We start from the raw sequence: 21119 nt of genomic DNA, 5'->3' as shown, positions 1-21119 counted from the left end.
CTGGATTGACGCTCGACAAGCCCCGAGCGGCGCGGGAAAGGCGATAATCACGCCTTCAGCCCCCTTCAGCCAGATTGCCAGCCTCAAAGGACTCGCCGTGAGCCACCTGAAGAACGACACCTTCCTGCGCGCCCTGCTGCGCCAACCCACCGAATACACGCCCGTCTGGCTCATGCGCCAGGCTGGCCGCTATCTGCCCGAGTACTGCGAAACCCGCCGCCGTGCAGGCAACTTCCTGAACCTGTGCAAGAGCCCGGCGATGGCGTGCGAGGTCACCCTGCAGCCGCTGGCGCGCTACGACCTCGACGCCGCCATCCTGTTCTCCGACATCCTCACCGTACCCGATGCCATGGGTCTGGGCCTGTACTTCGCCGAAGGCGAGGGGCCGCGCTTCGAGCGTCCGCTCAAGGACGAGTGGGAGATCCGCAACCTGACTGCGCCCGATCCCCATGTCGAGCTGCAGTACGTGATGGATGCGGTGAGCGAGATCCGCCGCGCGCTCGACGGTAGCGTGCCGCTGATCGGCTTTTCCGGCAGTCCGTGGACGCTGGCCTGCTACATGGTCGAAGGCGGCTCGTCCGACGACTACCGCAAGGTCAAGAGCATGGCCTACAGCCGCCCCGACCTGATGCACCACATCCTGGAGGTGACCGCGCAGGCGGTGGTCAAGTATCTCAACGCCCAGATCGAGGCGGGCGCACAGGCGGTGATGGTGTTCGATTCCTGGGGCGGGGTGCTGTCCGAAGCCGCGTACAAGGAGTTCTCGCTGCGTTACCTGGAGCAGGTCGTCTCCGGACTCATCCGCGAGCGTGACGGCCAGCGTGTGCCCAGCATCGTGTTCACCAAGGGCGGTGGCCTGTGGCTGGAATCGATCGCTGCCATCGGCAGCGACGCGGTGGGTCTCGACTGGACCATGGACATCGGCCGTGCCCGCCGCCTGGTCGGCGACAAGGTCGCGCTCCAGGGCAACCTCGACCCCAACGTGCTGTTCGCGCCCGCCGACGCCGTAGCTGCGGAAACCCGACGCATCCTCGATGCCTACGGCAACCACCCTGGCCATGTCTTCAACCTCGGGCATGGCATTTCGCAATACACCCCGCCCGAGAGCGTCAGCGTGCTGGTCGACACCGTGCATGCCTACAGCCGCGAACTGCGCGCACGCGGCTGAAAGCCGTCATGGGCGGCGACTTGGGTCGTCCAGGTCGCCGCCTGTCAAGCACAATATTGCGCGCAAAGTGCTTGACTTATGCACATCCAGCGGTTCCGGCCTCATTGGCGGGTCCTTAACCAGCTGCTTGTGGGTGCATTCAATAAGTTATTGAAAATTAAAGAGTAAATAATCGCGCAATGTTAAGGCATTGTGACGAAAAGCCTTATGTGGCGCAGGTTTGGGGCTGATTCACCCAGGTTCCCCACAAACTTATCCACAGCTTTTGTGGACAAGCCCAAAGGGCCATTCTGGCCCAGAGACTTGACCTTCGTTTTCTCCATCCGGTCTCATCAAGGTGCTGCAAGCACCTGACACAAAAGCCTTTTTACAAGGTCATCCATCATCCCATGACCATTGTCCGCGTTGCCTTGCCCGTTCCGCTGCCGCAAGTCTTTGATTACGCTGCGGCAGATGCTACTGAAGCGGACGTCGGGCGGTGTGTGAAGGTGCCCTTCGGGCGCGGCGATCGCAACGGTTTGATCGTCGCCCTCGGCAACACGGCCGATGTCGAACCAGCACGCATCAAGACCGTGCATCACATCCAGCGCGAGGTACCGGCACTGCCGGCGGACTGGTTGGCGTTGGTCGATTTCGTTGCACGCTACTATCACGCGCCCCTGGGCGAGGTGGTTGCACTGGCCTTGCCGCCTGGCCTGCGTCGCGCCGACGGTGTGAGCGACGCCGACGAGGACCCCCTGCTCGAGATCGGCGAGGCCGGCCGGCGTGCGCTTGCCGACGCCCGGCGGCCGAGCAAGGCGCTCATGCTGCTGCAGGCGCTCGCTGCCGAACCTGGGCCATGGCGGCGCAGCGTGATCCGTGCCATGGCTGGCGGCGAGGCGGTGGGCGATGTGCTGCGGCGTGGCTGGCTGACTGCAATACAGGATGAGGGCCGTGTTGCCGCGCTTGCCAGCGGCGCGCAACCCGAACTCACTGCCGAACAGGCGCGCGCGATCGAGGCCATCGTCGGCGGCGGGGCAGGCTTTCGGCCCTGGCTGCTGCATGGCGTCACCGGCAGTGGCAAGACCGAGGTGTACCTTAGGCTGGCCGCGCATGCGCTGGCACAAGGTCAGCAGGTGTTGATGCTGGTACCCGAGATCGCGCTGACGCCGCAGCTGGAGCAGCGCGTCGCGCAGCGCTTTGCCGCCGCCAACGTCGTCAGCCTGCACTCCGCGCTTGCCGACGGCGCGCGCTCGCGCGGATTCGTTCAGGCGCTCACCGGCCGCGCCGACATCGTCCTCGGCACCCGACTGGCAGTGTTCGCACCGCTGCCGCGGCTGGGCCTGATCCTGGTCGACGAGGAGCACGATGCGTCCTACAAGCAGCAGGAGGGGGTGCGCTATTCGGCGCGCGACGTCGCCGTGTGGCGCGCGCGCCAGCGCGGCGTGCCGATCGTGCTGGGGTCGGCCACGCCCTCGCTCGAGACCTGGTACCACGCGCGCAGCGAGCGCTATGCGTTGCAGACCCTGAGCCAGCGCGCGGTAGCGGCGACCTTGCCGGCCGTGCACTGCATCGACACGCGGCGTCTTAAGCTCGACGAAGGCCTCAGCCCGGGCCTGCAGGCTGCGATCGGCCAACGCCTGGAGCGTGGCGAGCAAAGCCTGGTGTTCCTCAATCGCCGTGGCTATGCACCGGTGCTGTCGTGCCCGTCTTGCGGCTGGGTGAGCCGCTGTCCGCACTGCTCGGCCAACCTTGTGGTCCATCTTGCCGATCGCCGCCTGCGCTGCCACCACTGTGGCTGCGACGGATCGATCCCGCACGCCTGTCCGAGCTGCGGCAACCAGGACATCCAGCCTTTCGGTCGCGGCACGCAGCGCATCGAGGCGCGCCTTGCCGAACGCTTTCCTCAGGCGCGCGTGCTGCGCGTCGACCGTGATGCCGCACGCACGCGCGCGCAGTGGGAAAAGCTGCTCGATACCATTGCTGCGGGCGAGGCCGACATCCTCGTCGGCACCCAGATGATGGCCAAGGGACACGACTTTCCACGCCTGACTCTGGTCGGCGTGATCGGCGCCGACGCGTCGCTGCATGCGGCTGATTTCCGCGCCCCGGAGCGCTTGTTCCAGCAGCTCATGCAGGTGGGCGGGCGCGCCGGCCGTGGCACTCTGCCCGGAACGGTGCTCATCCAGACCGAGTACCCGGGACACCCGCTCTACCAGCACCTTGGCCGCCATGATTTCGACGCCTTTGCCCGCATGGCGCTTCAGGAGCGGCGCAGTGCGGGCTTTCCGCCGTTCACCCACCAGGCCATGCTGCGCGCCGACGCGCCCGCGCTCGACGATGCCGTGGAGTTCCTGCGCCATGCGCGGCGCCTGGCCGAGGCGCTTGCGCCCGAGGGATTGCGCCTGTACGACCCGGTCCCGATGCGCATGACGCGGCTGGCCCGCCGCGAGCGCGCGCAGCTACTGGTCGAGGCCGACCAGCGCGGCCTGTTGCAGGCTTTTCTGCTGAGCTGGATCGAGATGCTCTACCGCCAGCGTACGGCGCGCGAACTGCGCTGGCAGATCGACGTCGACCCGCTCGAGGTCTGACCGCGACCGCGGCGCCGGACTTGCGGTGGCTTCGGTCGTGCCCTGGCCCCGAGTGTCCAATTGTCGTCATGGCTCCCCATCGTGGGGCGTATTGCTTCATCATGAGCGGCGATGTCTACTGCGCCTCGGTGCGCCCAAGCTGCCCCGTGGGTCGCAGTGGGGCGACGATGCCTGCAAAAGGAGCGGTTCATGCACATGGGACGAACTTTTCCGCTGCACACTCATGTCCTTGCCCTTGCGCTCGGACTCGTCCTGCTGGTGGGGGGGCTGTTGGCCGTGATCGGCCAGCATCTGGCGCGCGACATGATGGCATCCGTCGCGCAGGACCTTTCGCTACGCATCAACCGTGAGGTTCGTGGCAATCTGCATCTGCTGCTGCGGCCCGCGGACATGGCGCTGCGTCTGCTGCAGGAGGATGAGCTTGCCGAGGCCGGGACGCTGGACGAGCGCCTGCGTCGCTTGCCGGCGATGCGTGCGGTACTGACGGGCTCGACGGCGCTGTCTTCGGTGTATGTCGGCTACGGTGATGGGCAGTTCTTCTTTGTTCGCCGCCTGGCGAGCGATGCCGAACGCGCGCGTTTCGCTGCGCCAGCCGATGCGGCTTTCCTGGTGCAGAGCATCGACCGCGACGGCGGCGTCATGCGCGGGCGCTACCTCTACTTTGACAAGGGGCTCGCATTGCTCGCCGAATCGGAGCGGCCCACGTACCCGCGCGACTTCGATCCACGCCACCGCGACTGGTTCAGGCATGCGCCGCAGGCCGGCCAGTTGTCGGTCACGCCGCCTTATCTGTTCTTCTCGGATCGTGAGGTGGGTGTAACACTTGCCCGCAGGGTGGCGGGCAAGGACGTGGTGGTTGGCGCCGACATCCGGCTGCACACCCTGGGTGAGGACCTGATGCGGCAGCGGGTCACGCCCGGCACGCGCCTGGCGCTGGTCGATGAGCAAGGGCGTGTCATGGCTCAGGACGATACCAGCCTCATGGTCACACGGTCGGGCCCGGACGATGCGCCCGGCCTGCCCACTCTTGGAGACCTCGCGCACCCGGCCTTCGCGGGCCAGGACAAGCTCGTTGCTGCCGCCCTGGCCGCACCCGAGGGGCATCTGGTGCGCAGCTTTGCCGCGGACGGCGAGAATTGGCTGCTCAGTGCAGCCGTGCTGCAGCTGGATGAGAGCGCCGCGCAGCTTATCGTCACCGCCATTCCCGAGCGCGAGCTGATGGCGCTCGCGCATCGGCAACGCGACGCCGCGCTGATGGTGACTGCGCTCGTGCTGTTGATTGCGGTACCGCTGACCTGGGCCCTGGCACGGCAGATAGCCCGTCCGCTGCGTGTCCTGGCAACCGAGGCCGAAGCCATCCGCCGCTTCAACTTCGGCCAGGTCGGGGTGCCGCGTTCGCGTATCCGCGAGGTGGCGGTACTGGGCGACACCATGGACGGGATGCGGCTCACCATTCGTCGCTTCCTGGAACTGAACACGGTGGTGGCGGGCGAGCCCGATTTCGACAGCTTGCTGCCACGCCTGCTCGGTGAGACCTTGTCGGCAACGCGCGCGCAGGGCGGCGTACTCTATCTCGCTGCGGACGGGCACCTCGCGCCGGCCGTGACCCTCGATGGCGAAGGCCGCCCCCTGCCGGAGACCGCGCCGTGGGCGGCGACGGACGCCGAGGCCGGGCAGCCTGGGCAGGCACGTGCGCAAGGGCGGTCGATGGTTGCGGCACGTGCGCTCGGCAGCGTCGGCCCGTTGATGACGGCGGCGCTCGCCGCCAGCGCGCCGCGCGCTGCCGCACTCACCACGCACGACCTGGAGGCGCTCGGCCTGCAGGCGCAGGCCACGGCGCTCGGGGTATCGCACGCAATAGCGGTGCCCTTGCTCAACCGCCAGGATGAACTGGTGGGGGCGATGCTGCTGCTGCTCGATGCACCCGCCGACGATGACCGGCTCGCCTTCATCGGTGCGCTGTCTGGGCTGGCTGCAGTGACGCTGGAGGCGAGGGCGCTGATCGCCGCCCAGAAGGCGCTGTTCGAGGCGCTGGTGCGGATGGTCGCGGGAGCCATTGACGCCAAGAGCCAGCATACGGGCGGCCACTGTGCGCGGGTACCCGAGCTGGCGCGTCTCCTTGCCCAGGCCGCCTGCGATGCGCGCAGCGGCCCCTACGCTGGTTTCAGCCTCGATGAAGGTGGCTGGGAAACCTTGCGTATCGCCGCCTGGCTGCACGATTGCGGCAAGATCACCACGCCCGAGTATGTGGTCGAGAAGGCGACCAAGCTGCACGCACTCTATGACCGCATCCACGAGGTGCGCATGCGCTTCGAGGTGCTCAAGCGCGAGGCGGAGCTGCGCTGCCTGCAGGACATTATTGCCGGCGCCGAGGCCGCCGAGCGGCGACGCCGTTGCGATGCGGAACTCGCCGTGCTCGACGAGGAGTTTGCCTTCGTCGCGCGCTGCAACCAGGGTGTCGAGGCGATGGCCGAGGCCGACGTCGCGCGCCTGCATCGTATCGCCGGGCGCACCTGGACGAGAACGCTCGATGACCGTCTTGGCGTGTCGGGCGAAGAGCTGGCGCGCAAGCTTGCCGAGGGCGAGGTCGCCTTGCCATGCGCCGAACCGGTGCTCGCCGATCGCGCTGAGCACCGCGTCCCGCGTCGCCCCGAGGATCGCTTCGAGGAAGGCAACCCCTGGGGGTTCCGCATGCAAGCGCCGCACTGGCAGCTCGACCTCGGTGAGCTGCACAACCTCGGCGTGCGCTACGGCACGCTCACCGACGAGGAGCGCTACCTGATCAACGCCCACATCATCCGTACCGAAATCATGCTGCGCCAGCTACCCTGGCCGCGGCATCTGGTAGAGGTGCCCGAGGTAGCGGCCTCGCACCACGAGAAGATGGACGGGAGCGGTTACCCCAAGGGCCTGGATGGTACGCAGATGAGCCTGCCGGCGCGCATGATCGCGGTCGCCGACATCTTCGAGGCTCTGACCGCGCGTGACCGGCCCTACAAGGCGGGCAAGACCCTGTCCGAAGCGCTTGCCATCATGGCGCGCATGGCGCGGGAGGGCCATGTCGATCCTGGCCTGTTCGCGCTCTTCCTGCGCTCCGGAAGCCATCTTGTTTATGCACGCCGCTTCATGACCGAGGCGCAGATCGATGCCGTCGATATCGATGCGCTGCTTGCCGGCTTCCCTGCCACATGAGTTGCAGGCGCAGCCCGATCAGACCCGACGCGCGGCCGGCCATAACCAGGCTGCGCCGCGCACGCCGGAGGCATCGCCGTGGCGGGCCGGCAGCAGGCGGGTGGCAATGTGGTCCGAGAACACGTGCGGTATCCATAGCCGCGGGACGTTGTCGTACAGGCGTGCGATGCCGGACAGGCCGCCGCCGAGCACGATCACGTCCGGGTCGAGCAGGTTGATCACCCCGGCCAGCGCGCGCGCCAGGCGCGCCTCGAAGCGCGCCAGCGTCGCCGTGCAGGCCTCGTCTCCCGCCTGGGCGTTGCGGGCGATGGCGGCCGCTTCCAATGTCTGGCCGTGGTGGCGCAGGTGGTCCGCCGCCATGCCGGGGCCCGACAGGTAGGCTTCGATGCAGCCGTGGCGACCGCAGTAACAGTCTGGCAGGGGCAGGTCGGTGGCCGTGGGCAGCGGCAGCGGGTTATGCCCCCACTCACCCGCGACGGCGTTGGCGCCGACGAGCAGGCGACCATCGACCACGATGCCGCCCCCTACGCCGGTGCCCAGGATGGCGGCGAACACCGTACCGGCGCCGGCCCCCGCACCGTCGGTCGCTTCCGACATCGCCAGGCAGTTGGCGTCGTTGGCGAGGCGGATCTCGCGCCCGAGCAGGGCCTGCAGGTCGTCCTGCAGCGGGCGGCCATTGAGGCAGGTCGAGTTGGCGTTGCGGATCAGGCCGCTAGGGCGCGAGGGCGAGCCGGGGGTGCCGATACCCACCGTGGCTGTGGCGCCCGTTGCGTTTTCGGCCTGGCGTACCAGGTCGGCGATGGCGTGCAGGGTCGCCGCATAGTCGCCCTGCGGGGTGGGGATGCGTTGCCGCCACAGGACCTGGCCATCGTCGGCAAGCGCGACGAGTTCGATCTTGGTGCCGCCGAGGTCTATGCCGATGCGGATCATGGCCTGCGTCTGGTTGTTCCGAGGGCAGGATTATCGCCAATTCCGCAGTCGTCAGCGGCGGCTGCGGCTTCGTGTTGCTCAGTCAGACCCGTCGCCGGCCGCCGATCCGTTGACCATTCATCCAGCGTTCAGGTGCAGGCGCATAATCTCGCTGCCTGATGATGCCGCCGTGCCCCTGCGACGGCAGTACCGACGTCCGCGATCCTTCCAGGAGCCCTCATGAATCCCGAGCAGACCCGTTCCCTCGTCGCCATCTGCCTGATGGCGGCCTTTGCAGATGGTCACCAGAGCGCCGACGAGCGCGAGCACGTGCGCAAGGTCGCCGAGTCGTTGAGCCGTGAGACACAGATCGACTTCATTGCGCTGTACCAGGACGTGCTGCTCGGGCGTGTCGTCCTGGAGGAGGCGGTTGCTGCACTCTCCGAGCCTGGCTTGCGCCAGCTTGCGTTCGAGCTCGCGCTTGGGGTGTGCGAGGCCGACGGTAGCCACGACGCGGACGAGCGCGCCTTCCTCGCGCGCCTGGCAGCGGCGCTGGGCCTGGAGGCTGCTGCTGCGCAGCAAAGTGTCGTGCAGGCGGAGGCGGTGGCCGATGCACCGCTCGAAGGTGTCCTGCCCGGCTACGATGTGGTCCCCAGCGCTACGCCAAGGGTTGCCGCGTCCGTGGTTCCGGATGCGGCCGAACTCGAGCGCATGACGCTCAACGCCGCCATCCTCAACGGCGCGCTCGAACTGCTGCCGCAGTCGATGGCCTCGATGGCGATCATCCCGTTGCAGATCCGCCTCGTGTATCGCATCGGCAAGGCGCATGGCTACGAGCTCGACCGTGGCCACATCCGCGATTTTCTCGCCACCCTCGGCGTGGGCATGACCGGGCAGTACGTCGAGCAGTTCGGCCGCAAGCTGCTCGGCGGTGTCCTTGGCAAGGTGTTTGGCGGCGCAGGCCGTGCCATCGGCAGCCAGGTCGCAGGCTCCGGCTTCTCCTTTGCCACCACCTGGGCCATTGGCAAGGTGGCGCAGCGCTATTACGGCAGCGGCCGGACCCTGGATGCGGAGATGCTCAAGCAGACCTTCGCCAGCCTCTACGACCAGGCCAGGGGGCTGCAGTCGAGTCATGCCCCTGCGATCGCCGAGCAGGCGCGCAGCATCGACCTCGGTCGCTTGATGGCCGAACTGCGTGCATAGGGGGAGGGCGGCACCATGGCAGCAGTAGACATCACCCGGCGCCAGCTTGGACATCGCCTGCTGGCGGTGGGCCTCGGCTGTGCCGCGCTTGCCGTGGCGCCCGCCGGCAGGGCCGACGGGCGTGACGACCATGAGCGCGCGCGGCGTGCCTTCGAGGCCGGCGAGGTGATGCCGCTACGCGTGTTGCTTGAGCAGGTCGAGCTCACTTATCCGGGGCAGGTGCTGGAGGTCGAGCTCGAGCGTGAGGACGGGCGCTGGGTGTATGAGCTCAAGCTGCTGCGAGGCGGTGGCGAGATGCTCGAGCTCGAACTCGACGCCCGTGACGGTACCCTGCTCAAGCTCAAGGGGCGCGATGTCAGGCCCGAGCGAGGTCACGGTGAGAGACGCTGATGCGCATCCTGGTCGTGGAAGACGAACCCCTTCTGAACGCGCAGCTGCGTGCTGCGTTGGAGGCGGCGGGGTATGTGGTAGATAGTGCGGCTGATGGCCGCGAGGCGAGCTTCATGGGGGAGGTCGAGGCCTACGATGCCGTGGTGCTCGATCTCGGCCTGCCTCAGGTCGATGGGCTGAGCGTGCTCAAGCGCTGGCGCGCGGCCAGCGTGGGCATGCCGGTGCTGATCCTGACCGCGCGTGGTGACTGGCACGAGAAGGTGGCCGGAATTGACGCCGGTGCCGACGACTACCTGACCAAGCCCTTCCATATGGAAGAGCTGCTCGCCCGCGTGCGTGCGCTCATCCGCCGTGCGGCAGGGCAGGCGAGCCCCGAGCTGCGCTGCGGTGCGGTGGTCCTCGACACCCGTGGCGGGCGGGTCACGGTGGACGGCCAGCTGCTTGGCCTCACCAGCCACGAGTTCCGCGTGCTCGCTTACCTGATGCATCACCGCGGCGAGGTGGTGTCGCGCACCGAGCTTACCGAGCATATCTACGCCCAGGACCATGATCGCGACTCGAACACCATCGAGGTCTTCGTTGCCCGCCTGCGCAAGAAGCTGCCGCCCGAGCTGATCGAGACCGTGCGTGGCCTGGGCTATCGGCTCGTGTGTCCGCCATGACGCCTGTCCGGCCCGTCTGGCGGGATTCCCTTCGTCTGCGGCTGCTGGTTGGCACCCTGGTGTGGGCGAGCGTGGCGGTGCTTGTCGCCGGCTGGGGCCTTGCACGCCTCTTCCACGAGCATGTGGAGCGGCAGTTTCACGTGGAACTGAGCGCTCATCTCGATCAACTGGCGGCCCAGCTTGAGGTGGATGCCACCGGCCGTGCCGCTCTGCGCATGGCGCTTGGCGACCCGCGCTTTGCACGGCCTTACTCGGGGCTGTACTGGCAGATCGATGATCTGACTGCGGAGGGGCGCGGCCTGCTGCGCTCGCGCTCGCTGTGGGATGTGGTGCTGTTCGTCCCCGGTGACGAGCTTGTCGATGGCGAGGTCCATGTACATCGTGTCGAGGGGCCCGACGGTGAGCCGCTACGCATGATCGAGCGTGTACTGAGGCCGGCAGCGACCCCAGATGCCCCGCTGCGCTTGATCGTCGCCGCCAACGCGGCTTTCGTCGATGCACCGGTGATGCGCTTGAACCGGCTTCTTGCCGTTGCGTTGGCCCTACTCGTCCTGGGGCTGGCGTTCGCCGTCGTTGTACAGGTCGGCCTCGGCCTACGTCCGCTGCAGCGCCTGAGGGAAGCCCTGGCGGCGGTCCGCGATGGGCGCAGCGCAGCGATCGATGGCCGCTACCCAGTCGAGATCCAACCTCTGGTCGACGAGTTCAACGCCGTGCTCGCGCGCAATGCGGAGCTCGTGTCGCGGGCGCGTACCCAAGCCGGCAACCTCGCCCACGCGGTCAAGACCCCGCTCACCGTTCTTGCGAACGCGGCCGATGCGGCCGATGGGGGGCTTGCCCGCCTCGTCCGCGAGCAGGTCGGACTTGCCCGAACCCAAGTCGATTACCACCTGGCGCGTTCGCGTGCAGCAGCAGCCGTCGGCGTTCCTGGGCTGCGCACGCCCATGCGCCCGGTACTGGAGGGGTTGCAGCGCCTGATGGCGAAGGTGTATGCCGAACGTGATCTGCGGCTGCAACTGCTGGCGTGTTCCGATTCGCTCGCCTTCCGCGGTGAGGCACAGGACCTGCAGGAGATGTTGGGCAACCTGCTCGATAACGCCTGCAAATGGGCGAAGACGCGCGTCGAGCTCAGCGCGTCCGAGTGCGGGGGGCAGTTACAGGTCTGCATCGACGACGATGGACCTGGCCTGCCGGCAGCCGTGCGCGAGGCGGTGTTCGGCCGTGGTGTGCGTCTCGACGAACAGGTTGACGGCTCGGGCCTGGGGTTGGCGATCGTGCGCGACCTCGCCCGCCTGTATGGAGGGGAGGTCGTGCTCGAGCCCTCGCCATCGGGGGGGGTGCGGGCGCTGCTGAGGTTGCCGCTGGCGCCTTGAATGACCATGCTGCGCCGGCCTTTGGCTTGCGCAGCCTTGCCGGTTCGTGATCAGTTGGCCCAGATTCCCAGTGTCTGCAGTTGCCGCGTCGCTGCCTCGGCCCAGCCGCGGTTGGCGGCGGGGCTGGCCGGGCTGGGGTGCAGGATGCGGCCGAACCTGAGCCCTGCCGTGCCGGCGAGTGCCTCGCTGGCACGCTTCTCCGCCCAGTTGCCGATGCCGATCACCCATTCGGGCTGGAGGGTGTCGACAAGGGTACGCAGATGTTCGTCGCAGGCTTGCAGCAAGGGGCGCTGTTCGGCCGCCGGCAGCTTGTCTGGGGTGAGGTTGCGACCGCCCTCGAAGAAGGCGAGCGGGCAGTAGTTGGCGACGAAGTGTTCGGCGAAGAAGGCCTCGGGGGTGCCGAAGCGGGTGCGGAACAGCCCCCACAGGCGCTGGCCGCTGACCTCCGAGCGCGCGCAGGCGAAGCCCTCGACCGGGCGCTTGGGGTTGGTCTCGCGCGGCTGGCCGACCGGGCCTTCCAGGCCGAGCCAGTCGCGCGCGCTGGCGATCTCGCCGAAGGGCACACCGATCTGGGCCATGCCGAAGGGCCCGGGGTTCATGCCGACGAAGACGACGCGCTTGCGGCCGCTGCCGAAGCGCTCGAGATAGCGCTGGTGCACCGCCCAGGCGTAGTCGAGCGGGTTGTAAACATGGCTGACGGGGGGCGCGAAGCGCATCGCATCTACCCGCGCAGAGAGGCTGCGGGCTGCGTCGATCAGGGGCTGTGCGGTCATGAGTGGCTGTTGGGTCGGGTGGGGATCAGCCGGCGAGCAGCAGGCTGGCGAGGAACTTGAAAAGGTATAGCGCGGCCATGCCGGCGGCGATGGTCGCAAGCACGTTACGGGTGCGCCAGGCCACCAGCACGGCGACCAGAGCCGCCCAAGGGCGCGGCGTGTCGAAGGCAAATGTGACTTCGCCAGCGGTGACGAAGAGTGCGCTTGCGGTCAGTGCGGCGAAGCTCGCCGGTGCGATGTGGCGGCACAGCGCATGCAGCCAGACGGGCAGGCTGCGGCTGGCAAAGAGGCCGATCATTGCGTAGCGATAGAGGTAGGTGAGCACGCCGACGACGCCGAGCAGCAGGAGCAGGCCGGTGTTGCTCATCGTGCGCGCTCCAGCCGATGCACCGTCCATGCCCCGGCCACCAGGCCGAGCAGGATCGCCGCCACCAGGCCAAGCTTGTAGGGCAGGGCGGCGAACAGCAGCGCCCCCGCACCGGCCACCACGGCGGCGGCCTGGCCGGCACGCTCGCGCAGCAGCAAGGTGAGGAGCGCGATGAAGGTGAGCGGCACGGCGAAGTCCAGCTCCCACTCGGGCGGGATGGTAGCGCCGAACACCAGGCCGACGGCGGTCGACAGCTGCCAGCCCACCCACAGCGTGAAGCCGGCGCCAAGGAAGTACCAGTGGCGGTAGTCGGGCGCGTCCGCTGGCGGCGCGTCGCGGCGCTGGTAGCGCAGCACGGCCACCGCATAGGCCTCGTCGGTAAGCACGTAGGCGAGCAACAGGCGCCAGCGCCGCGGCAGGTGGCGCACGTATTCCGCCATCGAGGCGCTATAGAGCATGTGGCGCAGGTTGAGCAGGCCGGAGGTGAGCGCGATCGGCACGAAGCCTGCGCCCGCTGCCAGCATCTGTACGATGACGAGCTGGGCGGCGCCGGCAAAGACCACCGCCGAGGCCAGCTGCGCGATCCAGGCCGGCACGCCGGCGGCGAGTGCGGCGATGCCGTAGATCATGCCGAAGGGCGCCACGCCCAGCAGCAGCGGCGATTCGTCACGACAGCCAGCGAGGAACTCGCCGAGACGGGAGGGAAGGCGCACGGATGTCACGGTGGCTTCAGGCGGTGGCGGCTTCCGTGCGCGGGGTGCGATCGCCGTGCCAGGGCGCGACCTTGAACAGCAGCAGCATGCCCGGCACCGCAAGCGCAAAGCACAGCCAGAAGAAGTTGGTCCAGCCCAGCGCTTCGACCAGCCAGCCGGCGGTGGCGTTGATGAAGGTGCGCGGCACCGCCATCAGGCTGGTGAACAGCGCCAGTTGGGTGGCCGTGTAGGCCGGATGCGTGCTGCGCGCCATGAAGGCGACGAAGGCGGTGGTACCCAGCCCGGCGCCGATCGCCTCGCCGGCGATCACCGTGGCGAGCACCACCAGCCGTGCCGGCGTGGACTCGCCCGGGCCCAGCCAGGCCATCCAGACGAAGCCGAGGATGGTGACGAACTGCACAACGCCGAAGATCCACAGCGCGCGGTTGATGCCGAGCTTGAGCATCCAGATGCCGCCGAGGATGCCGCCGATCACCATCGGCCACAGCCCGGCGTTCTTGGCGATGACGCCGATCTCGGTCTTGCTGTAGCCCATGTCGAGGTAGAAGGGCGTGGCGAGCGCGGTGCACAGCGAGTCGCCGAGCTTGTAGAAGAACAGGAAGGCGAGCACCAGCAGCGCCGATTGCACGCCGTGGCGGCCGAAGAACTCGCGGAAGGGCTCGACCACGGCGTCGCGCAGCGTGCGCGGCGTGCCGGCCGCGGCGAGCGGCTCCTTCACCAGCAGCGTCATCGCCAGGCCGGGGATCATGAACGCGGCGGTGATCACGAACACCTGGCTCCACGGCAGATGGTCGGCCAGGATCAGCGACAGCGAGCCTGGTACGAGGCCGGCGATGCGGTAGGCGTTGACGTGGATCGCGTTGCCCAGCCCCAACTCGGCATCGGGCAGGATCTCGCGGCGGAAGGCGTCGAGCGCGATGTCCTGGGTCGCCGACAGCAGCGCCAGCGCGGCCGTGAGGCCGACCACCAGCGCCAGGTGGTCGACCGGGGAGAGCTGGCCGAGCCAGGCGATGGACGCCAGCAGGCCGAGCTGGGAGACGAACATCCAGCTGCGCCGCCGCCCCAGCCAGGGCAGGATGCCGTAGCGATCGAGCAGGGGCGCCCACAGAAACTTCCAGGTGTAGGGGAACTGGATCAGTGCGAAGGCGCCGATCGCCTTCAGCGACAGGCCCTCGGTCTTGAGCCAGGCCGGCACCAGGTTGAGCAGCAGGTAGAGCGGCAGGCCCGAAGCGAAACCGGTGAAGATGCAGATCAGCATCCGCCGGTTGAGCAGGGCGGTGAGCCAGGCGGGACGGGCTAGGGGCATGCGGGATCCTGGGGGGCAGCAGGTGTCGCCCCGGCTGCAGGCAGGTTGAGCGCGGCGCGCAGCAGCGGTTCGAGCTGCTCGGCCGGCAACGGGCGCGAGAAGTGATAGCCCTGCAGCTCGTCGCAGCCAAGTGCCTTCAGCTGCGCCCACTGCACGGCGGACTCCACGCCTTCGGCGACGACCTCGAGGCCGAGCCCATGGGCGAGCGAGATGGCTGCGGAGACGATGGCTGCGTCGTTGCAATCGTGCTCGATGTCCGATACGAAGGAGCGGTCGATCTTCAGGCGGTCGAGCGGGAAGCGCTTGAGGTAGGCGAGCGAGGAATGCCCCGTGCCGAAGTCGTCGATCGCCAGGCTGACACCGAGCGCCTTGATCCGCCCGAGGATGAAAGCGGCTTCGTCGGGCCGCTCCATCACGCTGCTCTCGGTGACCTCGAACTCGAGTTCGCCCGGTCCGATGCCGTGACGCTCGATCTGCGCCCTGAGCAGATCGATGATGCGCGTGTCGCGCAGCTGGCGGGCAGAGACATTGATCGCCATGCGCAGTGGCGCAAGCCCGGCGTTGCGCCAGCTGGCGAGCTGAGCGCAGGCTTTCTCCATGACCCAGCGGCCGATGTCGAGGATCATCCCGTTGTCTTCGCAGATGGGGATGAAGCGGTCGGGTGGGATCAATCCGTCCTGAGGGTGGCGCCAGCGCAGCAAGGCCTCGACGCCGATCGCCTGGCCGTCGCACGCGCGGTACTGGGGTTGGTACCAGAGCTCGAACTCACCGCCTGCAGCGGCGTTGCGCAGTTTGCGCTCGAGATCGAGGCGTGCCATCGCCGAGCGGTTGAGCTCTTCGGAGTAGAACTGGTAGTTGGCTCTCCCCTGGGCCTTGGCGTGGTACATGGCGGTGTCGGCGTTACGCAGCAGCGAGACCGCGTCCTGTGCGTCGTCTGGGAACACGCTGATGCCGATCGAGGGTGGCGCGTGCAGCACTTCGCCATTGACGACGTAGGGCGCGGAGAGCGCGGTAAGGATCTTCGCCGCGACGTGGGCGATGCTTGCTTCCTGTTCGACCGCGCTCAGTACGACGACGAACTCGTCGCCCCCCAGGCGCGCGACGAGATCAGTCTGTCGCACCGCGGCGTGCAGGCGACGACCAACCATCACCAGCAAGGCATCGCCCATCTGGTGGCCGAGGGAGTCGTTGATGGTCTTGAAGCGGTCGAGGTCGAGGAAGAGCACGGCAAAGCGGCGCTGGTCGCGCGTGCCCTCGGCGACCCGCATGCGCATGTGTTCGTCGAGCGTGAGACGATTGGCGAGCCCGGTGAGCGGGTCGTGGTGGGCGAGATGGTTCAGGCGCTCCTCGGCCCGGCGCAGCTCGGTGATGTCCGTATAGACGGTGACGAAGCTGCCATCCTGCAGTGCCTGGCCCTGGATCAGCAGCACGGTGCCATCCGGGCGCACGCGCTCGAAGATGTGCGGAATGCGCTGGCGCGCGCGCGCCAGCAGGTCGCGTACGATGATCTCGGGGTCGCCAGGTCCGTACTCGCCGCGTTCGGCGTTGAAGCGGAACAGCGTCTCGAGCGAGGGCAGGCCATTGGCGAACAGGGCGTCTGGGAAATCGAGCAGTCGGCGCAGCATATCGTTGCACGCGAGCAGCTGCAGGTTGTCGTCGAACAGCGTGACGCCGCCGGGAATGTTGTCGATGATGCTCCTGAGGCGGGCATGGCTGATCTGCAGCGCCTCTTCCATCCGCTTGCGGTCGGTGATGTCGGTGTAGGTCGTGATGAAGCCGGCCAGCTGGCCGTCGATCAGCAGGGGTTCGCCCGAGACCAGGTGGGTACGTCCGTTGGGCCGGGTGCGCTCGAAACGATGTGCTTCGAAGCGCAGCGCCAGTGCCTTGCGCGCCCGCACATGTTCGACCGGGTCGCCGGGGCCGTACTCGCCGCGCGAAGCCGGGAACATGATCAGATCCTCGAACGGTACGCCGGCATGGACCGCGTCGGCGGGCAGGTCGAGCACCTCGAGAAAGTGGGCATTCCAGTACAGCAGCTTCAGTTCGGCGTCGAACACGCTGATGCCTTGCGGCAGGTGGTCGAGCACGCCGCCCAGGTAGGCGATCTGCAGCTCGGCGGGCAGCGAGGGGTCCGGGGTTTGATGCGGCATGGCGGCTAGAGGGCGTCTTCGGGTGGGGCGCGTATGCGCCCGCCGGCAGTTTGCCAGAGCGTGCCGATGAAGGGGTGGCTGTTACCCGCGGAGGGCGGAAGCGGACAAGGTCAACACAATTCCGTACTTTTCTTGCAATCAGGGGCGATCTGCCCCAACAATGCGCGCAGTCGAACCCAATGCTTCGAGGAGGAAGTCTGCATGTCCTATAACGTGACCGTCGTTTTCGGCGCCGAGCGTGAGTATGAGTTCTCGTTGCACGAGAGCGAGGTTGCCGCCGTGACCAAGGATCAGGCGCGTGGCTGGTTGGCCAAGGAGTTCGAGGCGCTCGAGTGTACGCCGTCGAACCCGATGGGCAAGGTGCTCGTGCTCGACATGATCCTCAACGTGGCCAAGTACGGCGGCGAGAGCCGTTTCGAGCAGGGCGCCGAGTGGGCCAAGAAGTTTGCCGTCGTCGTTGCGGCGGCGCTTGACCGTCCTGCCGTTCGTGTCGACGTCGTTTCGTTCGTGGTGGGCTGAACGACAGGTCACCCGGCTGCTGCGGGTAAGGAACTGCGGGGGCGGCTGCCCCCGCAGTTCGTTTCAGCGCTCGAGGCCGAGCCGGTAGACCGCAACACTGGCGAGGAAGTTGGGTTCCTCCAGCACCAGCTTGCCCTCGTCGAAGGCCAGCCGCTCGCGCACCGCGATGCCATTGATCTCGCACAGGGCGTCGAAGTCGGCGATGGTGAAGAAGCGCACGTTGGGCGTGTTGAACCACTGGTGCGGCAGGCTCTCCGATACCGGCATGCGGCCGTTCAGGATGCTCTGGCGGTGGCGCCAGTAGCCGAAGTTGGGAAAGCTCACCACCGCCTCGCGGCCCACGCGCAGCATTTCGCGCAGGATGCCCTGGGTGTTGTGCATGGCCTGTAGCGACAGACTCATGATGACGTGGTCGAAGAAGCCGTCTTCGAGCCCGACGAGGCCTTTTTCCAGGTCCATCTGGATCACATTCACCCCGTTCCTCACGCTGCCGAGCAGCTTGTCGGGGTCGTTCTCCACGCCATAGCCCTGGACCTGGCGGACCTCCATCAGGTGACGCAGTAGTTCGCCGTCGCCGCAGCCGAGGTCGAGCACTTTCTCGCCGGGCTCGATCCACTGGGTGATCACGTCGTAGTCGTAGCGGTACGCAGTCATCTTATACCTCTATGCGGTCGAACCAGGCCGACAGCAGCTTGTGGTAGCGCGTCTCGTCGAGCAGGAAGGAGTCGTGGCCGGCCGGGCAGTCGATCTCGGCGTAGCTGACGTTGCGCTTGTTGTGCAGCAGCGCGTAGACGATCTCGCGCGAGCGTGCGGGCGAGAAGCGCCAGTCGGTGGTGAACGACACCACCAGGAAGTCGGCCGTGGCGCGCGCCAGGGCTGCGTCCAGGTTGCCGCCGTATTCGAAAGCGGGGTCGAAGTAGTCGAGCGCCTTGGTGGTCAGCAGGTAGGTGTTGGCGTCGAAGTAGCCGGCGAACTTGTCGCCCTGGTAGCGCAGGTAGGATTCGATCTCGAACTCGACGTCGTAGCTGTAGGTGTTGCGGCCGTGGCGCAGGCTGCGGCCGAATTTCTCCGCCATCGAATCGTCGGACAGGTAGGTGATGTGGCCCACCATGCGCGCCAGCTTGAGCCCGCGCGCCGGCACCACGCCGTGCTCGTAGTAGTGGCCGCCGTGGAACTCGGGGTCGGTCAGGATGGCCTGCCGCGCCACCTCGTTGAAGGCGATGTTCTGCGCGGTGAGCTTGGGTGCGGCGGCGATCACCGCCACATGGCCGACGCGCTCGGGATACTGCAGCGCCCACGACATCGCCTGCATGCCACCGAGCGAGCCGCCCACCACCGCGGCGAAGCGGCGGATGCCGAGCTGGTCGGCCAGGCGAGCCTGCGACTCCACCCAGTCCTCGACGGTGACGAAGGGGAAGTCTGCGCCCCACAGCTTGCCGGTGGCGGGGTTGATCTGGTTGGGGCCGGACGAGCCGTAGCAGCCACCGAGGTTATTCACCCCGATGACGAAGAACTTGCGCGTGTCGAGCGGCTTGCCCGGACCGACCAGGTTGTCCCACCAGCCGACATTGTGCGGCGCGTCGGCGTAGGTGCCGGCAACATGGTGCGAACCCGACAATGCATGGCATACCAGCACCGCGTTGCTGCGCTCGGCATTGAGCGTGCCGTAGGTCTCGTAGATGAGGTGGTAGCTGTCCAGCGTGCCGCCGCCGCGCAGCGCAAGCGGCGTGGTGAACTCGGCCCGCTGCGGCGTGACCACGCCGACCGATTGGGGAGGGATCATCTTCGTCATCTGCAAAAACAAAAACCCAGTCGGCTGCAAACGCGGACTGGGTGCCCTCGCTTTAGCCGTATTTGTTGAGCGCCCGCAAGCTGTTGATCAAATCGGCGCTAGGTGGATGGAAGTTAGCGCCGGGCCAGCCAAAAGTCAAACGCGCTGGCGTGATAAGATTTTTGCCCGCCGATACCTCCGAACACCATGATCCAGGTCATCCTCAACGGCCAGCCCGAGATGCTGGCTCCCGATCTCACCGTGCTCACCCTGCTCGAGGCCCGCGGGCTCGCCGGCAAGCGCCTCGCGGTCGAGCGCAACGGCGAGATCGTGCCCAAGGCTCGTCACGCAGAGGTGAAACTCGCCGACGGCGACAGGCTCGAAATTGTCGTCGCGGTCGGCGGCGGCTGAGCCCGGCGCGGCGATCACGACAAGATCCAGGCGCGCCACTCGCGCGCATCCCCACAATACGGAACAGCACAGGCTCATACCATCATGAACGACCCCTTGGTCATCGCCGGCAAGGCCTACGGTTCGCGCTTGCTCGTCGGCACCGGCAAGTACAAGGACTTTGCCGAGACGCGCGAAGCCATCGACGCCAGCGGCGCCGACATCGTCACCGTCGCCATCCGCCGCACAAATATCGGCCAGAACCCGGGCGAACCCAATCTGCTCGACGTGCTGCCGCCGGAGAAGTTCACCATCCTCCCGAACACCGCCGGCTGCTACACCGCCGACGACGCGGTGCGCACGCTGCGACTGGCGCGCGAGCTGCTGGACGGCCATGCCCTGGTGAAGCTCGAGGTGCTTGGCGACCCCAAGAACCTGTTCCCCAACATGCCCGAGACGCTGAAAGCCGCCGAGACCCTGGTCAAGGATGGCTTCGACGTCATGGTGTACTGCGCCGACGACCCCATCCAGGCGAAGATGCTGGAAGACATCGGCTGCTGCGCAATCATGCCGCTGGCTTCGCTGATCGGCTCCGGCATGGGCATCCTCAACCCCTGGAACCTGCGCCTGATCATCGACAACGCCAAGGTGCCGGTGCTGGTCGATGCCGGCGTGGGTACCGCGTCGGATGCGGCGATCGCCATGGAGCTTGGCTGCGACGGCGTGCTGATGAACACTGCGATCGCCGCCGCCGGCCGTCCGGTGCTGATGGCGAGTGCGATGAAGAAGGCGGTCGAGGCCGGACGCGAGGCCTTCCTCGCCGGGCGCATGCCACGCAAGTTCTACTCGGCCGACCCGAGCTCGCCGACCCAGGGGCTGATCGGTTCATGAGCGAGACGCACAACGCGCAGGTCGAGATCATCGGCCGCGACAGCCCCGAGCACCGCTTCTCCAGCCGCAGCATCCGCAGCTTCGTGCTGCGCCAGGGGCGCATGTCCGAGGCGCAGCAGCGCTACCTCGACGAGGTGCTGCCCAAGGTGGGTATCGACTACCGCGTCGGGCCGCTCGATCTGGATGCGGCCTTTGGACGCCAGGCGCCGAAGATCCTCGAGATCGGCTTCGGCATGGGCGAGACCACGGCGCGCATCGCTGCGGCGATGCCCGACCGCGATTTCCTCGGCATCGAAGTCCATACCCCTGGCGTGGGTGCGCTGTGCAAGCTGATCGCCGAGGGCAACTTGGGCAATCTGCGCATCATGCAGCACGACGCGGTCGAGGTCATGCGCGACATGATCGCCGACGGCGCGCTCGCGGGTGTGCATCTGTTCTTCCCCGACCCCTGGCGCAAGAAGCGGCATTTCAAGCGTCGCATCGTGCAGCCGGACTTCGTCGCCCTGGTGGCGCAGAAGCTCGCTCCGGGCGGCTACTTCCACTGCGCAACCGACTGGGAGGACTACGCGCACTGGATGCTCGAGATCATCTCGGCCGAACCCCTGCTGCAGAACACCGCCGACGGTTTCGCGCCGCGACCCGACTATCGCCCGCTGACGAAATTCGAAAACCGTGGTCTCAGGCTGGGACACGGCGTGTGGGACCTGGTGTATCGCCGTCGTAGCGACTGATCCTGCCCCCACCGACGCAGCCCGACCGACCCATCCGAGCAAGG

19 protein-coding genes are annotated in these 21119 nt (G+C 67.4%); 11 read left to right on the top strand and 8 right to left on the bottom strand.

The window, feature by feature from the left end:
* Positions 1–97 precede the first annotated feature (97 nt).
* The 3 genes from hemE (at position 98) to B447_RS02295 (ending at position 6930) form a co-directional block, all read left to right on the top strand.
* A complete protein-coding gene (hemE, locus tag B447_RS02305) occupies positions 98–1168 on the top strand; it encodes a uroporphyrinogen decarboxylase (protein ID WP_002936043.1) in 1071 nt (356 codons plus the stop codon).
* A gap of 389 nt (positions 1169–1557) precedes the next feature.
* Positions 1558–3738, top strand: coding sequence for a primosomal protein N' (locus tag B447_RS02300; protein ID WP_037982219.1), 2181 nt, complete (start codon positions 1558–1560; stop codon positions 3736–3738).
* Positions 3739–3927: 189 nt separating this feature from the next.
* Entirely contained in the window at positions 3928–6930 is a 3003-nt protein-coding gene (locus tag B447_RS02295) for an HD domain-containing phosphohydrolase (protein ID WP_002936039.1), read from the top strand.
* 18 nt (positions 6931–6948) lie between these two features.
* On the opposite strand, the gene B447_RS02290 is transcribed toward B447_RS02295, so the two are convergent.
* Positions 6949–7860, bottom strand: coding sequence for an ROK family protein (locus B447_RS02290; RefSeq protein ID WP_002926148.1), 912 nt, complete (start codon positions 7858–7860; stop codon positions 6949–6951).
* 219 nt (positions 7861–8079) lie between these two features.
* Here B447_RS02290 and B447_RS02285 point away from each other — a divergent pair, with 219 nt between their 5' ends.
* Genes B447_RS02285 through B447_RS02270 form a run of 4 tightly spaced genes read left to right on the top strand, consistent with a single transcriptional unit; the run spans position 8080 to position 11464 of the window.
* Positions 8080–9042 carry a YcjF family protein gene (locus B447_RS02285; protein ID WP_002926146.1) on the top strand — a complete coding sequence of 321 codons (963 nt, stop codon included), beginning with the start codon at positions 8080–8082 and terminating at the stop codon, positions 9040–9042.
* A gap of 15 nt (positions 9043–9057) precedes the next feature.
* Entirely contained in the window at positions 9058–9432 is a 375-nt protein-coding gene (locus tag B447_RS02280; protein WP_002926144.1) for a PepSY domain-containing protein, read from the top strand.
* Positions 9432–10094 carry a response regulator transcription factor gene (locus B447_RS02275; protein ID WP_002926143.1) on the top strand — a complete coding sequence of 221 codons (663 nt, stop codon included), beginning with the start codon at positions 9432–9434 and terminating at the stop codon, positions 10092–10094. Before B447_RS02280 ends, B447_RS02275 begins: the two co-directional genes overlap by 1 nt.
* Positions 10091–11464: an ATP-binding protein gene (locus B447_RS02270; RefSeq protein ID WP_002926141.1), complete on the top strand. Its 1374-nt coding sequence runs from the start codon at positions 10091–10093 to the stop codon at positions 11462–11464. Before B447_RS02275 ends, B447_RS02270 begins: the two co-directional genes overlap by 4 nt.
* A 50-nt stretch (positions 11465–11514) precedes the next feature.
* Here B447_RS02270 and B447_RS02265 read toward each other — a convergent pair whose 3' ends face one another.
* The 5 genes from B447_RS02265 to B447_RS02245 are packed head-to-tail and all read right to left on the bottom strand — an operon-like array spanning position 11515 to position 16773.
* The gene (locus tag B447_RS02265) at positions 11515–12237 is read right to left on the bottom strand and encodes a uracil-DNA glycosylase family protein (RefSeq protein ID WP_002926134.1); all 723 of its coding nucleotides are present in this window, start codon (positions 12235–12237) and stop codon (positions 11515–11517) included.
* Positions 12238–12262: 25 nt separating this feature from the next.
* Entirely contained in the window at positions 12263–12604 is a 342-nt protein-coding gene (locus tag B447_RS02260) for an AzlD domain-containing protein (RefSeq protein WP_002926132.1), read from the bottom strand.
* Complete coding sequence (locus B447_RS02255; protein ID WP_002926130.1) at positions 12601–13317, bottom strand: AzlC family ABC transporter permease; 717 nt, start codon at positions 13315–13317, stop codon at positions 12601–12603. The genes B447_RS02260 and B447_RS02255 overlap by 4 nt, the downstream gene beginning before the upstream one ends.
* 16 nt (positions 13318–13333) lie before the next feature.
* Positions 13334–14623, bottom strand: a complete 1290-nt coding sequence (locus tag B447_RS02250) for an AmpG family muropeptide MFS transporter (RefSeq protein WP_002926128.1) — start codon at positions 14621–14623, stop codon at positions 13334–13336.
* Positions 14614–16773, bottom strand: a complete 2160-nt coding sequence (locus tag B447_RS02245) for a putative bifunctional diguanylate cyclase/phosphodiesterase (protein ID WP_002926126.1) — start codon at positions 16771–16773, stop codon at positions 14614–14616. The genes B447_RS02250 and B447_RS02245 overlap by 10 nt, the downstream gene beginning before the upstream one ends.
* Before the next feature lie 201 nt (positions 16774–16974).
* Here B447_RS02245 and B447_RS02240 point away from each other — a divergent pair, with 201 nt between their 5' ends.
* A complete protein-coding gene (locus B447_RS02240) occupies positions 16975–17292 on the top strand; it encodes a hypothetical protein (protein ID WP_002926124.1) in 318 nt (105 codons plus the stop codon).
* A gap of 63 nt (positions 17293–17355) precedes the next feature.
* On the opposite strand, the gene metW is transcribed toward B447_RS02240, so the two are convergent.
* Positions 17356–17946 (bottom strand): methionine biosynthesis protein MetW, encoded by a 591-nt coding sequence (metW, locus tag B447_RS02235; RefSeq protein WP_002926122.1) that lies wholly within the window; start codon positions 17944–17946, stop codon positions 17356–17358.
* A 1-nt stretch (position 17947) separates the two neighbouring features.
* Complete coding sequence (metX, locus tag B447_RS02230; RefSeq protein WP_037982233.1) at positions 17948–19075, bottom strand: homoserine O-succinyltransferase MetX; 1128 nt, start codon at positions 19073–19075, stop codon at positions 17948–17950.
* 195 nt (positions 19076–19270) lie between these two features.
* Between metX and thiS the strand changes: the two genes are divergently transcribed.
* The 3 genes from thiS to trmB all read left to right on the top strand — a co-directional run bounded on the left by thiS (position 19271) and on the right by trmB (position 21075).
* A complete protein-coding gene (gene thiS, locus B447_RS02225; protein ID WP_002926118.1) occupies positions 19271–19474 on the top strand; it encodes a sulfur carrier protein ThiS in 204 nt (67 codons plus the stop codon).
* A gap of 84 nt (positions 19475–19558) precedes the next feature.
* Positions 19559–20344, top strand: coding sequence for a thiazole synthase (locus tag B447_RS02220; RefSeq protein ID WP_002926116.1), 786 nt, complete (start codon positions 19559–19561; stop codon positions 20342–20344).
* A complete protein-coding gene (gene trmB, locus B447_RS02215) occupies positions 20341–21075 on the top strand; it encodes a tRNA (guanosine(46)-N7)-methyltransferase TrmB (protein WP_002926113.1) in 735 nt (244 codons plus the stop codon). The genes B447_RS02220 and trmB overlap by 4 nt, the downstream gene beginning before the upstream one ends.
* The last annotated feature ends 44 nt before the right edge of the window (positions 21076–21119 follow it).

Source organism: Thauera sp. 27 (genome assembly GCF_000310125.2).
In the GTDB taxonomy this organism is placed as follows: domain Bacteria; phylum Pseudomonadota; class Gammaproteobacteria; order Burkholderiales; family Rhodocyclaceae; genus Thauera; species Thauera mechernichensis.
Note: the sequence above shows the minus strand (reverse complement) of the source record. Positions and strands in the feature narration are given on the sequence as shown.